The following is a 12,692-nucleotide window of genomic DNA, read 5'->3' on the forward strand; positions in this document are numbered from 1 at the left end:
ATGTTCCCCTCAGCCCGTGTACTGGGCGAAGACCTTCAGGAAGTCGTACGGCTGCTGCGACACGCCGCTACAGGCGTCGCCGTCGGTACCGGAACCGCAGGCGCGGTCGCGGTTCACGGCCCAGTAGGTGAGACGCCCGATGTGGTGCTGCTGCGCGTAGGCGAGCATCGCCTTGAAATCGGCGACCCGGACCCGTTCGCCGGTGTCGTCGGTCCTGCCGTTCATCGACGACAGCCCGATGCGGGCGTAGGCGGTGGCGTCGCTGTAGCCGTACGCCGACTTGACCCGGGCCTTGAGTCCCTCCATCGCCTGGGTGGTGAGGGCGCCCATGTTCGTGCTGCCGCCGCCGAAGTCGAACGGCATGATGCACCAGACGTCGTTCGCCAGGCCGGAGCCGGCCGCCCGCCTGATCATGTCGACTCCGGTCGCGTCCGGTCCCGAGGTCGTGGTGCCGAAGGTGATGACGGTCTTCAGTCCCGCGTTGTTCGCCTTGACGATCTTCAGCGCGTCGACGACCCGCTGGCGGACGGTGGCGTCGGACCACTCGGTGTTCTCGATGTCGATGTCGATGGCCTTGAGGCCGTACGCGTTGATCACCTTCTGGTAGGCGCCCGCGAGGGCGGAGGCACTGGAGCACTTCTCTCCGAGTTTCGCTCCGCTCCAGCCGCCGACGGACACCATCACGTCCCCGCCGGCCGCCCGGATCGCCTTGATCTTCGCCTGGTCGTTTCCACCGGTCAGTGGGCGTGAACCGTCCCACTTCGGGTTGCAGCCGCCGTCGGAGAGGATGAACGCGAGCGTGAACCACCTGACGCCGGTCGCGGACATCACCGAGGCGGGGTCGGGCGGGCTGCCCCAGCCGAGGTACTCGTAGGGGGCGACGGCCATCCCCGGGGCGACGGCCGCCTTGAGGGAGCCGACCGGCTTCACCCTGATCAGCCGGGTCTCCCCCGGGCGCAGGGTCGCGCTGTAGGAGTCCGCGATCACGCCCTTGTGGGAGCCGGACCACAGGTCGGTGACATCGCCGGAACCGGTGAAGCCGACCTGCGACCAGTCGACGCTCACCGAAGTGCTGCCGGAGGTACCGGTGTTGAAGAGGGCGACGACGTACTGTCCGTCGCTCTCCTTCTTGCTCCACACCTGCCGGACCCCGCTGTTGACGATCCGTGATGCGGCCACTCCGTCCTGGTCCACGCCGATCAGCCGGTCATTGGTCAGCATCGCCCTGTCGACGGAGTCGAGTTGGGTGAGATCGGTGCCGAGCAGCAGCGGCGAGGCCGCCATCGCCCAGAGAGTGAAGTGGGAACGGCGTTGGTCGGCGGTGAGGCCCACCCGGTCGCCGTTGCCGAGCTCCAGTGAGTCCAGGTCGTTCCAGCCGCCCGGCCCCGCGTGCGGCTGCCAGGAGGCGGCCGAGTTGAAGCGGCCCAGGACGTGCGACCAGTCGGTCAGCGGGTAGCCGCTGCCGTTCGAGCCCGGCCCGCAGTAGCACTCGACGTCGCCCTGGGTCCGCCAGCTGTTCGACAGCCGGCGCCAGGTGGCGGCGTCGGCGATGGGCAGGTTGTTGGAGAGCGCGAAGTTGATGGGCCGTCCGGTGGCCCGCAGCGCCTTGTCCCAAGCCTGCACGTCGGGGATGTCCGCGGCGCCCACCCCGTCGATCTTCAGGTAATCGACTCCCCACGAGGCGAACTGCCGGGCCCACGAGTTCACGAACTCCTGTGCGCCGGGCTTGGAGTAGTCGATGTAGTACATGTTCTTGCAGTTGTAGTTCTTCTCGGTCTTCGAGGTGTCCGCGATGTCCTTCGCGTGGTACGAGGTCCCCTCGATCGGGGTGTTCCTGGTGACGGCGTTCTTGGCGATGCCGGGGGTGACGTAGAAGCCGAACTTCAGGCCCTTGGAGTGGATGTAGTCGGCCAGTGCCTTGATACCGCCCGGGAACTTGGCCGTGTCCACGCTCCAGCGGCCGTAGGAGTCGACGACGAAGCCGTTGTCGTCGCACTTCTGCCAGAAGTCGTCGAGGTTGACGTACACGAAGCCGTGGTCCTTGAGGCCGGTCGACACCAGGGCGTCGGCCTGCGCCTTGATCTTCGCCTCGGTCGGCGTGCGGCGCACGAAGCTCCAGCTGCTCCAGCCCATGGCGGGACGCACCGACTGGCCGTTGTCGGAGGCGGCGGCCGGGCGGGCGGTGGCAAGGAGCGGGATCGCCGAGGCGAGCAGAAGCCCGACCAGGGTCACGACCAGTGCTCTGACGCGGGTGATGCCGTTCATGACTGTGCCCCCTTCACCGCGGTCGCGTAGGAGGCGCCGATCCACGCCTCGTCGATCCGCAGCCGTTTGTAGCGGGTGGTGTCGGTGGACGCGGCCCAGGTGGAGTCCACTTCGAGGCGGACGTACCGGGCGTTCACGGCCGTGAGGTCGATTCCCTGTATGCCGCGACGACTCGGCAGCTGTCCCGTCTTCACGGCGCTGCCCCAGGCCGAACCGTCCTGGCTGACGAACACCTTGTAGTCCTTGATCCGCGCCGACTGCTCGGTGTCCGAGCGGGCGTACGCGACGGAGTCCTCGCGCTGGTTCAGGCCGATGTACTGCGCCTTCCTGGCCGAGCCGAGGTCGAAGGTGAGGCTGACGGGCAGGGTCTTGTCGCTGTCCCAGTAGGTGCCGTAGTCGGCGTCTCCCGCCGCCGCGCCGCCGTGACCGCCCGCCGACGCGCTCGCGCTCACCCTGACGCCGGCCAGGATGCCCTGCCGGCCGGCCGTGGTGACCTTGAAGACGGTGTCGTACGGATCCCAGCCGCCGAGGCCGCTCAGGGTCAGCACCCCGCCCGACTGCGACCAGGAGACAGCCGCTCCGGTGCGCAGGTCGGTGACGGCGGCGATGCGGTAGCCGTTGTCCCGGATGCGCAGCACGTCGGTGCTGGGCGGGGTCAGGACGTGCACGTACTGACGGTTCGGGTCGGTCCTGGCGATGGTGGTGACGCCGTGCGCCCCGTCGTTCCAGAAGCCGGGCTTCAGACCGCCGTACATGTATCCGCCGCCCTCGGTGCCGTGCAGGGACTCCCAGATGGGGTCGAGGTAGGAGTCGGCGAAAGTGTTGAAGGCTGCCTGGTTGGCCGGGAACTTGCCGTTGACCTGAGCGGTCTCGGCCATCAGCGCCTTCACGGAGGAGCCGGCGTTGGTGACGAGCCGGCCGAGGGTGAGCATGCGGTCGACGGCGGGGTCGGAGCCGCCGTACCACCAGGCGCCGGTCGAGGGGAGCTTGAAGTCGGCCTCGGTCAGGCGGGGTTGCGCGGTGTACACGGCCTGTGGGTAGTCATAGGCGGGCGACATCCCGGTCTTCTGCTCATTGCTGATCATGTCCATGATCGGCGTGTCCTCGTTGTTGTTGCTGAGCGTGTAGCCCGGTCGCTTCCGCTGGATCTGCGCGTAGAGGTCGTGGCTCTCCCAGTACGCGTTGTCGTTGTCGATCCAGAAGCCGCCGAGGTCGGGATAGCGGTCCATGACCTCGAAGAAGTTGTCGTAACCGAACTGTCCGAAGCCGTCCCGGGTGGTCAGGTCGACGTTCGTGCCCTTGTACGCCGAGTACGCGGACGAGTCGAGCCACTCGTGGCCCCCCTCGGCGTGCCACTGGGGATCGTCGGTCATGTACAGGATGACCTTCAGGCCCTTCGCCTTGGCTGCGGTGATCAGCTCTCCGACGAAGTCCCGCTCGGTGGAACAGGAACCGGGGATTTTGGACGGCCAGGGGCGGGCGTAGCCGAGACGGCTGTGGAAGGTGGCGAGGACGAGGTACTGCGTGTGCAGTTTCTGCGCCTCCTTCACCCAGTAGCCGGGGGTCCAGCCGCCGTCGGTGACGTCCTTCTCCCAGGCGGAGCAGCTGGTGTGGGCGGGTGCCGTGCGCAGGCCCCAGTGCAGGAAGAGTCCGCCGACGGAGACCCGCAGGAAGTCCTGACGGGGGTTGTCGGCGCGCAGGGCGGGCTGCGCGGCGGGGGCCGGGGTCGCGAGGGCCGCGGGCTGGGTGAGTCCAAGGACGACGGCGAGGACGAACAGGAGGATCGCCGCCGCCCTGCGCCAGGCAGGGATGGGGGGTTTCATGGCAGGGCTCCTCACCCGAGTTGGTAGCCGCGCAGGCCGGTGAGCAGGAGGTAGGTGTCCATCAGGGACCCCGAGGTGTCGCCGAGGGAGCGGTAGATGCCCCACTTGGGGCGCACCCGGTCGGCCAGGAAGGTGTCGACGCCGGTCTTCGACGCGTCGATGACGGTCGAGCCACCGCTCTTGAGGATCCAGCGGACCGAACCCGCCGAGCCGTTCCCGACCTTGATCTGGAAGTCGACGTCGGTCCATGTGTCGTGCAGCGGGTCCAGGGGGGTGCGGCCGATGAGGATGTCGTCGATGGCGAGCTTCAGCTCGATGGTCTGCTTGCCGTTCACCCGGCGCAGCGACTGCACGACGATCGGGGAGCTGCCGCTGCCCGGCTGCTTCATCTGCATGATGTGGGTGAAGGTGGTGGTCGCCTTCAGGGAGCTCGGGATGTACATCGAGTACGTGACCCGCCAGGTCTGGCCCGAGGTCCATTTGAGGTAGTTGCTGCCGCTGCCGTTGCGCAGTCCGGTGACCTCCTGGCGCTGCCGGTCGGTGGAGGTGTCCCGGTCGGCCATGTGCATGTTGAAGCGCCAGTTGTTTCCCGAGGTGAAGATGTGCGGCTGACCCGATGTGTGGGAGTCCGCGCGGTCGTCCTCGACGGTCTCGAAGGCGCCGAGGCCCGCGCTGCTCGCCGACGGCGCCCACTTCTGCTGCCAGGAGGCCGCGTGCGCGGTGCCTGGCAGGCCGGCGGTCGAGGCCGCCGCGGCGCCGGCGACCGCCGCGCCGAGCAGGGTCCTGCGGGATGTGCTCATGACTGACTCACCTCGTTCTGCGTGGGGGTTGCCGCGCGGTTCCCGGCGCGTGGAGAGACGGCCGGGGCGCGGGGGGACGAGCGGTGGGTCGCCCGTTGCCGGAGTCACCCGCTGCCGGGCGGACGCACCGTCCTGAGCTGCTCGTTCATGATCAGGAAGGCGCCGAGACCGTGGAAGTCATTGGTCTCCCGGGGTCGTGCGACATAGAAGTCGTAGTCGCCGACGTTGGTGCCGATGGAGATGCCCGTGAGGTCGGTGCGGCCGTCGGGCCCGAGGGAGATCCTCGCGAGGACTCCCTCGTAGCCGCTCCGTGCGACGGACTGGTAGTGCGCGTCGATGTAGCCCTGCTGGGCTCCGCGCGAGAGGGCGTAGGTGAACATGCTGGAGCACGAGGTCTCGGTCCAGTTGCCGCTCCGGCTCCCCTTGTCGATCACCTGGAACCAGCGCCCGCTCACCGGATCCTGGTACCGCTCCAGCCCGGCGGCCAGATTCCGGAGTATGCCGAGAAGTTGAGGGCGGCGGGCGTGCCGCGCGGGGAGCGCGTCGAGCACGTCGACGATCGCCATCGAGTACCAGCCCACCGCCCGGCACCAGGACTCGGGGGCCAGCCCGGTCTGCGGATCGGCCCAGCTCACGGTCTTCGACTCGTCGTAGGCGTGCCGCAGCAGTCCGTTCGGCACCTGGAGACGGCGCCCGTAGACGGAGAGCTGCCTGGCAGCCTCGTCGTTCGCGTAGGCCGTGTCGCCGAACTCCGCGCCGTACTCGACGAGGAAGGGATTCACCATGTAGACGCCGTCCGACCAGAGCTGGTGGGCGCGGCTGCTGGTGTCGGCGTGCCAGAAGCCGCCGTCGGAGGTGCGCGGATAGCTGTTCAGCCGGTCACGGATCTTCCTGGCCGCCTTGCGGTAGCGGTCCTGGCCGGTCTCGTGGTGGAGGATCACCAGCAGCCGGCCGGCCTGCATGCTGTCGAGGCTGTTGAAGTTCTGGTCGATGGTTCCGTCGTCGTGCACGAAACGGTCGACGTAGCTCTTGATGTACGCGAGGTAGCGCGGCTCGTGGGTGCGCCGGTAGGTGAGGTACTGGCCGTAGAGATACAGCCCGACGGGGTACGACCAGCCGCCGATGGTGCTCGGTGTGAGGCGGGCCGTGGTCGAGTCGACCAGGGCCACGGACCAGTCGGTGGCGGCGGCCGGGCGGGTGACCGGCGCGGTGGGCCGATCCGCCGGCGGGGCCGCGGCGGAGACCGTCAGGAGACCTGCGGTAGCGAGCGCGCAGGCCGTCAGCAAGGCACCGAGACGCCTCATGATGCCGCCGCCTTCACGGCCGGGTCCTCCGATGTCTGCTGAATACTCCGTTCCGCAAGCTGGGCTGCTGACGGTTCCTCACTCATGAGGTGGGCTCGCTTTCCTGGGGGCTCTGGGCGCGTGGAGTGCGCGGATACGCAGGAGGGACACCCGTTGTTCACATACATGCACCAGGTTCATGCAGTGGGTTGTGGGGGCGTGCAACAGAGTTGCGGTCGGACCAGACATGGTCAATGGTCCGGACCGATAAGGTCGGATCCATTTCCGGCCAATCTCCGGTTTACGCACAGGGGTTGACGCCACGGGTGAGGACGCGTCACTTTGTACGGCACCCCGTCAGGAAACTTTCCTAACAGAAGGGTCCCCCACAGTGCGCTCTCGAACACTGACCCTCACCGCGGCCGCGGGCGCCGCCCTCCTCGCCACCGCCGTCCTCCCCGCGAACGCCTCCGGGCTCACCCGGGGCTCCGGCGCGGACGCCACCGGTCCCGCCTCGGTGCAGGAGGGCTCGGTCAGCGCTGCCGATCTGCTCGCCAAGGTGACGTCCTGCTCGCAGATATCGAGCGGCAAGTACAAGACCGACGACGAGACGTCGGCCACCGTCCCGGTGTGCGGCAAGAACGGCGCGGTCTTCTGGAAGGCCGACATGGACATCGACTGCGACGGCCAGCGGACCGCCAAGTGCAGCGAGGACACCGACCCCTGGTATCAGGACGACACGGCGTTCCACCAGTCCAACGGCAAGCCGCTGCGCGCCGACACACTCCCCTACGTCGTCGTGCCCAGCTCCAGCTCGATCTGGAACTACGGCTCCGCCGGCATCAAGGGCGGCGGGGTCGTCGCCGTGATCTACCAGAACAAGGTGGAGTACGCGGTCGTCGGCGACACCGGTCCCACGAAGATCATCGGCGAGGCCTCGTACGCGACGGCCAAGGCACTCGGCATCGACCCCGACCCGGAGAACGGCGGCACCGACTCGGGCGTCACCTACATCCTCTTCAAGAACTCCCAGGTGTCCCCCATCGAGAGCCACAGCGCTGCGGTCACCCTCGGTGATCGGCTGGCCCAGACGTTCCTCCGCAACAACTAGGCCGCGACGTTCGTCCACCGGGCCGGTACGTCGGGACCGGCACCGGAAGTCCGCGCCGGTCCCCGTGCCCGGCACACCCGAACCGGTCCGGTCCGACGGGCGCACACCACACCCGTCGGGCCGGACCGGTTCGGCGCCGCACCTGTGCCGGCCGGGTCAGTGTGCGGCCGGCTCGTAGTCGAACCAGTCGAAGTGGACGGACCCGGCGCCGGCGAACATGCCGATCACCCGGCCGGTGAAGCCGCCGGCGACCTCCGTGGAGAGGTACTTCCCGTCCAGCGAGGCCAGCTCGACGAGCGTGCCGTCCGGCTCCTCGATCCCGAACGTGACGGTGTCCGGGCCGGTGCGTGCGTCGTTCAGCGCGGACACGGCGGCCACCTCGACCCGCAGGACGACAGGCCCGGAGGGCGCCGGCCGGGTGGCGACGACCGTGTTCGAAGGGCCGATCCGGGCCCGCACCCGCACCTCGCCGGACGAGACCTCGATGTCGTAGTGGTGCTGCTCGTCGAGGCGGACGGCCAGCCCGCCGCGACCGTCGCCGACGTCGGCCAGGGCCCGCACCCGGCACGACAGGTGCTGCTGCCGCCGGCCGAGGAACGTGACGTCGGTCTCGTCGAGCGATCCGCCGCGGGCCCGCAGGGTCAGCCAGCCGGCCCTCTCCTTCGTGGTGCACGCCTCCGGCGGCCGGTGCCGCAACGAGACCCAGTGCGGGGCCGGCTCGCTCAGGTCGAAGTCGTCCCGGACCGGCACCGCGGGCCGCGGTCGCAGCGGCCAGCCGGGCGCAGGCATCGAGACCGACAGTTCGCCGACGACCGGCCAGCCGTCGGCCCATTCGACCGGGACGAGGAAGGTCTCCCTGCCCAGTACGTGCCACCCCGGTGTGCCGCCGCCCGGCCGCACACCGAGCAGCACCATCCACCACGAGTCGTCGGGCGCCTGCACCAGATCCGCGTGGCCGGTGTTCTGGATGGGGTGGTCGGTGCCCCGGTGGGTCAGGATCGGGTTGGCCGGGCACGGCTCGAACGGACCGTCGGGCGTGCGGCCGCGGGCGATCGAGACGCCGTGGCAGCGCTCGGTGCCGCCCTCGGCGATGAGCAGGTACCAGTAGTCGCCGATCCGGTAGAGGTGGGGGGCTTCCGGGGCCTTGGCCCCGGCGGCGCCGGACCAGAGCCGGCGTGACGGACCGAACGTCTCCCCGGTGCGGGGATCGATGCGGATCTGGCCGACTCCGGCGGTGGTGCACCAGCAGGTGCCGTCCTCGTCCCAGGCGAGGTCCGGGTCGATGCCCTGCACTCCGGGCAGGCGGACGGGATCGGACCAGGGACCGGCCGGGTCGGTGGCCGTGAACAGCAGGTTGCCGTCCCCGCTCACGTTGGTGACGATCAGCCAGAAGCGGCCGTCGTGGTGGCGCAGTGTGGGCGCGTAGATGCCGCCCGAGGACGGCGAGTCCAGCGGCAGGCGCAACTGGCCCGGCCGGTCGAGCGCGTTCCCGATCTGGGTCCAGTGGACCAGGTCCCGGCTGTGGAAGATCGGCACCCCGGGGAAGTACTCGAAGCTGGAGCAGGCGAGGTAGTAGTCCTCGCCCACCCGGCAGACGGACGGGTCGGGATGGAAGCCGGGGATCACCGGATTGTCGACGGTGCTGCCCTTCTCGGAGATGCTCGGCGTACTCGACACCCTGATCGGGTCCTTTCACTGGGGTGCGCGCGGGGAGCGATTCCGGCGGAGCCGGGACGGCGTTCATGGTCCGCGGGGTCGCGGAGGCCTACCGGTCTCCGGTCGGAGCGAAAGTTTCGCGATATCGGACAGATACTTTCCTGGGAGGCTAGCGAGGGGCGCGACCATGGTCAACGGTCGTGTCGCCCTTTCCTCCGCGGAACGCCCGGACACAACGAGACGCCCGCTGCCGGGCGCTGTCGGCAGCAGGCGTCGTCGCCGCTGAGGGGTGAAGCAGTCCCTGGGCAGTCGCTGGGGATCAGCCCCTGGGCGGGGCCGTGCTCGATCGGACCGTGAGAGTCGTCGCGATCTCCAGCCCGACCTGGGGCGCCGCTTCACCCCGCCCGAGCGTCAGTGCCAGCTCGGTCGCGGCCGCGGCCATCTCGGTCAGGGGCTGGTGGACCGTGGTCAGCGGCGGATCGACCCAGGCCACCACCGGCAGATCGTCGAAGCCCACGACGCTCAGATCGTCCGGGATCCGCAGCCCCGCCTCGCGCGCGGCCTGGTACACGCCCAGCGCCTGGAGGTCGTTGGCGGCGAAGACGGCCGTGGGGGGCTCGGGCAGGGCGAGCAGGAGGCGGGCCGCCGTGCAGCCGTCCTCACGGGTGAGGGGCGCGTGCACGACGAGTTCCGGTTCGACCGTCAGACCGGCGGCCTGCATGGCCGAGCGGTAGCCGTCCAGCCGGGCGAGGCAGTACAGCTGGTCCTGAGGGCCGGCGATCATGGCGATCCGGCGGTGCCCCAGCTCGGTGAGGTGACGGGTGGCGGCCCGGCCTCCGGACCAGTTGGTGGCGCCCACGAACGGGACGTCGTCGGGCAGTTCCGTGGCGGGGTCGAAGACGACGAACGGGATCCCCTTCGCCTTGAGTTGCTCACGCTCGGCCTCGGAGAGCTGGGCCACCGACAGGACGCAGTTGGGACGCCTGGCGACGGTGTCGTCCCAGGAGGGCTCGGCGGTGTCGTGCAGCCCGAACTCGGAGACCATGAGGCCGACGCGGTGGCGGCGTGCCACCCGCTCGACGCCCCGGATGATCTCGATCGCCCACATGTGCTCGAGCTCGCGGAACACGAGCTCCACGACGTTGTTCCGGTTGGCCCCCGACGGTTTGCGGTATCCGTACTCGTTGACCAGTGCCTCGACGCGGGCACGGGTGTCCGCGGAGACGCCCGACTTTCCGTTGATCACCTTGGACACGGTCGGGACCGAGACGCCCGCCGACTCGGCGATGAAGGCGATGGTCACCGGGCGGGACGTGTCGCCCCGGCCGTCGTCCCCGCCCGCCGGATCCACCGGCCCGTCCGCTGCGTTGTCCGCCAAGGTCGCCTTCCCGATCGTCGAACGCTCTCCCGGCGAAAGCCTGACGCGAAAGCCGGGTGAACAGCGTCGTGAGGATGTGCGCGGCCATTCTGGCATCTCCGGCCGGCGAACCTGTGGCCTTGGGCACGGAGGCATGTTAGTTTCTCCGCCGCGTACAGCGAAAGTTTCCTTTCTCCGGTCACCCTCACGGCCGGCCCGCGCCCCGACTCGCACGTGTCGAACGCGTCCGGCCGACCGCGCCGGATCCGCACCGCCCACCCCCTGACGGCAGGTGCACGTGATGACGAGGAGACCCGCACTGTTCCCGCGACGACGACCACGGCTGTCGCGGCCGCGACAGTGCCGTCGGCCGGGACTGGCGGCCCTTCTCCTGGCGATCGTCCTGCTCCGGCTGGTGCCCGCGACGGCCCGGGCCGACGATCCGCCCGTCCCCCCGCCGAGCGCCCCGGCCGCCCGCAGCGCGGTGGCGGCCATGCAGCCCGGCTGGAACCTCGGCAACACCTACGACGCCATCCCCGACGAGACGTCCTGGGGCAACCCGCCCGTGACCCGGGCGCTGCTGAAGAAGGTCAGGTCACAGGGGTTCAAGAGCATCCGGCTGCCCGTCACCTGGGGCGTCCACCAGGGCGCCGCGCCCGACTACACGATCGACCCGGCCTGGACGGCGAAGGTCCGGCAGGTCGCCCTCCTGGATCAGCGGATGGTGGTGGCGGCGGCGGACCGCCGTGTCGGCGGCCCCCGTGTCAGCAGGCCGCCGTTTCAGCGGATGGTCGTGCCGTCGGGCTGGTCGAACAGGCCGAGTTCGTCCTGTGTCGGGAGGCCCTCCCAGTCGCCGCGGGTGGCGACGGCGAAGGCCGCGGTGGTCACGGCCCGGTGCAGACGGGCCCGGACGTCCGCTCCGGTGAGCAGTCCGGACAGATAGCCGGCCACGAAGGCGTCGCCCGCGCCGACCAGGTCGACCGCCTCGACCTCTCGCGCCGCGCAGTCGACCGCCCCGTCCGCGGTGAAGCTGGTCGCGCCGCGTGCGCCACGCTTGACGACCACCTCGCCGACGCCTTCGGCCAGCACGCCGCGCACCGCCTCGGTCTCGTCCGCGCCGGGCTCCTCCAGCACGAGCGGCAGCTCGTCCTCGGAGGCGACGAGCAGGTCGGTGCGGGCCAGCAGCGGCCGGAGCGCTGCGCGGGCGCGGTCGGCGGTCCACAGCCGGGAGCGGTGGTTGACGTCGAGGCACACGGTGATGCCCGCTTCGCGGGCGGCGGTGGCGGCGGCTAGGACGGCCTCGGCCGCCGACGCGCCGAGCGCCGGTGTGATGCCGGTCAGATGAAGGATGCGTGATCCGGCGGACAGCGCGGGCAGTACGTCCGCCGGTGACACGGCCGACCCTGCGGAACCGGCGCGGTAGTAGCTGACGCGTGTGAGCGTGCCGAGGCGGGGTTCGGTCAGCAGCAGTCCGGTCGGCCTGCCGGTGTCGTCGGTGACCGCGTGGCCGATGTCGACGCCCTCCGCGCGCAGGGTGCGCAGGACCAGCGCGCCGATTTCGTCGGCGCCGACCCGGCCGGCCCAGCGCACCCGGTGGCCGAGCCGGGCCAGGCCGATGGCGACGTTGGACTCGGCTCCCGCGACGGACAGGCCGAGGCTGCCGCCGAGCCGCAGCGCGCCGTGTGCCCGCAGCGCCGCCATGGTCTCGCCGAAGGTCACCACCTCGGGCGGGGCCTGGGGGGCCGGGGCCGTCACGGTGCCTCCCCCGCGGCCACCAGGCGGAACTCGGCCGCACGGGCGCGGAGCCGGTCCAGGTCGCCGCCGTCTGCCGCGTCCCCGACGAGGGGTGAGCCGACGCCGACGGCGAGAGCGCCACGGTCCAGGTAGTCGCGAGCGGCCTGCGCGTCCACACCCCCGACGGGAACGAACGGCACCTCGGGGAAGGGGTCGCGCAGCGCCCGCAGATAGCCGGGGCCGCCGAGAGCACCGGGGAAGAGCTTGATCGCGGCGGCGCCCCGGGCGAGGGCGGTCTCGATCTCGGTCGGCGTCAGGGCTCCCATCAGCACGGGCACACCGTAGGGCGCGAGCCCGTCGACCAGTGCCGGGGTGACGAGGTACGAGGCGCCGGCGTCCACGGCGCGGGCCGCGTCCTGCGCCGAGCGAACGGTTCCGGCGCCGAGGACCGCGTCGGGGCCGAGGTCGGCGCGGGCCCGTCTGATCACGGTGAGGGCGTCGGCGGTGGTGAGGGAGACCTCGACGGCGGCGATGCCCTCTTCGGTGAGGGTGCGTATGGTGCGCAGGGCCGCGGCGGGATCCTTGCCGCGGACGATCGCCAGCAGGCGGTGGGTTCGGAGGGATTCCACCAGGTTCATGGGAGCGGGCTCTCCTTGGGCGTGG

9 protein-coding genes and 1 pseudogene are annotated in these 12,692 nt (G+C 70.4%); 2 read left to right on the top strand and 8 right to left on the bottom strand.

Translation table 11 applies throughout. From position 1 onward, the window contains the following. Positions 1 to 9: 9 nt before the first annotated feature. From OHS71_RS03430 to OHS71_RS03445, 4 genes are all read right to left on the bottom strand, one after another. Positions 10 to 2,265: an alpha-galactosidase gene (locus OHS71_RS03430; RefSeq protein ID WP_328476644.1), complete on the bottom strand. Its 2,256-nt coding sequence runs from the start codon at positions 2,263 to 2,265 to the stop codon at positions 10 to 12. Further along, on the bottom strand, positions 2,262 to 4,088 hold the full coding sequence (locus OHS71_RS03435) for a discoidin domain-containing protein (RefSeq protein ID WP_328476646.1): 1,827 nt from the start codon (positions 4,086 to 4,088) through the stop codon (positions 2,262 to 2,264). The genes OHS71_RS03430 and OHS71_RS03435 overlap by 4 nt, the downstream gene beginning before the upstream one ends. An 11-nt stretch (positions 4,089 to 4,099) precedes the next feature. Next, positions 4,100 to 4,888, bottom strand: coding sequence for a Tat pathway signal sequence domain protein (locus tag OHS71_RS03440; RefSeq protein WP_328476648.1), 789 nt, complete (start codon positions 4,886 to 4,888; stop codon positions 4,100 to 4,102). Positions 4,889 to 4,992: 104 nt separating this feature from the next. Continuing rightward, positions 4,993 to 6,192 (bottom strand): glycoside hydrolase family 88/105 protein, encoded by a 1,200-nt coding sequence (locus OHS71_RS03445; protein ID WP_328476650.1) that lies wholly within the window; start codon positions 6,190 to 6,192, stop codon positions 4,993 to 4,995. Between the two features lie 370 nt (positions 6,193 to 6,562). Between OHS71_RS03445 and OHS71_RS03450 the strand changes: the two genes are divergently transcribed. Beyond that, on the top strand, positions 6,563 to 7,282 hold the full coding sequence (locus OHS71_RS03450; protein WP_328476652.1) for a glycoside hydrolase family 75 protein: 720 nt from the start codon (positions 6,563 to 6,565) through the stop codon (positions 7,280 to 7,282). A gap of 156 nt (positions 7,283 to 7,438) precedes the next feature. Here the strand turns inward: OHS71_RS03450 and OHS71_RS03455 are convergent, their stop codons facing one another. Both OHS71_RS03455 and OHS71_RS03460 read right to left on the bottom strand, forming a co-directional pair. Next, positions 7,439 to 8,965 carry a glycoside hydrolase family 43 protein gene (locus OHS71_RS03455; RefSeq protein ID WP_328484377.1) on the bottom strand — a complete coding sequence of 509 codons (1,527 nt, stop codon included), beginning with the start codon at positions 8,963 to 8,965 and terminating at the stop codon, positions 7,439 to 7,441. A gap of 292 nt (positions 8,966 to 9,257) precedes the next feature. Next, a complete protein-coding gene (locus OHS71_RS03460) occupies positions 9,258 to 10,316 on the bottom strand; it encodes a LacI family DNA-binding transcriptional regulator (protein WP_328476654.1) in 1,059 nt (352 codons plus the stop codon). Positions 10,317 to 10,788: 472 nt separating this feature from the next. Here OHS71_RS03460 and OHS71_RS03465 point away from each other — a divergent pair. Then, a pseudogene (locus OHS71_RS03465) lies at positions 10,789 to 10,986 on the top strand (cellulase family glycosylhydrolase); the annotation flags it as partial. Between the two features lie 89 nt (positions 10,987 to 11,075). On the opposite strand, the gene OHS71_RS03470 reads toward OHS71_RS03465, so the two are convergent. Continuing rightward, a complete protein-coding gene (locus OHS71_RS03470) occupies positions 11,076 to 11,996 on the bottom strand; it encodes a sugar kinase (protein WP_443047151.1) in 921 nt (306 codons plus the stop codon). Positions 11,997 to 12,046: 50 nt separating this feature from the next. Continuing rightward, entirely contained in the window at positions 12,047 to 12,667 is a 621-nt protein-coding gene (locus OHS71_RS03475; RefSeq protein WP_328476658.1) for a bifunctional 4-hydroxy-2-oxoglutarate aldolase/2-dehydro-3-deoxy-phosphogluconate aldolase, read from the bottom strand. Positions 12,668 to 12,692 lie beyond the last annotated feature (25 nt).

Source organism: Streptomyces sp. NBC_00377, assembly GCF_036075115.1.
In the GTDB taxonomy this organism is placed as follows: domain Bacteria; phylum Actinomycetota; class Actinomycetes; order Streptomycetales; family Streptomycetaceae; genus Streptomyces.

What these genes read in the sequence shown, in the direction of transcription:
- OHS71_RS03445 (WP_328476650.1), bottom strand. Translation starts at nt 6,192, where the DNA reads ATGAGGCGTCTCGGTGCCTTGCTGACGGCCTGCGCGCTCGCTACCGCA.
- OHS71_RS03475 (WP_328476658.1), bottom strand. Translation starts at nt 12,667, where the DNA reads ATGAACCTGGTGGAATCCCTCCGAACCCACCGCCTGCTGGCGATCGTC.
- OHS71_RS03440 (WP_328476648.1), bottom strand. Translation starts at nt 4,888, where the DNA reads ATGAGCACATCCCGCAGGACCCTGCTCGGCGCGGCGGTCGCCGGCGCC.
- OHS71_RS03435 (WP_328476646.1), bottom strand. Translation starts at nt 4,088, where the DNA reads ATGAAACCCCCCATCCCTGCCTGGCGCAGGGCGGCGGCGATCCTCCTG.
- OHS71_RS03470 (WP_443047151.1), bottom strand. Translation starts at nt 11,996, where the DNA reads ATGGCGGCGCTGCGGGCACACGGCGCGCTGCGGCTCGGCGGCAGCCTC.
- OHS71_RS03430 (WP_328476644.1), bottom strand. Translation starts at nt 2,265, where the DNA reads ATGAACGGCATCACCCGCGTCAGAGCACTGGTCGTGACCCTGGTCGGG.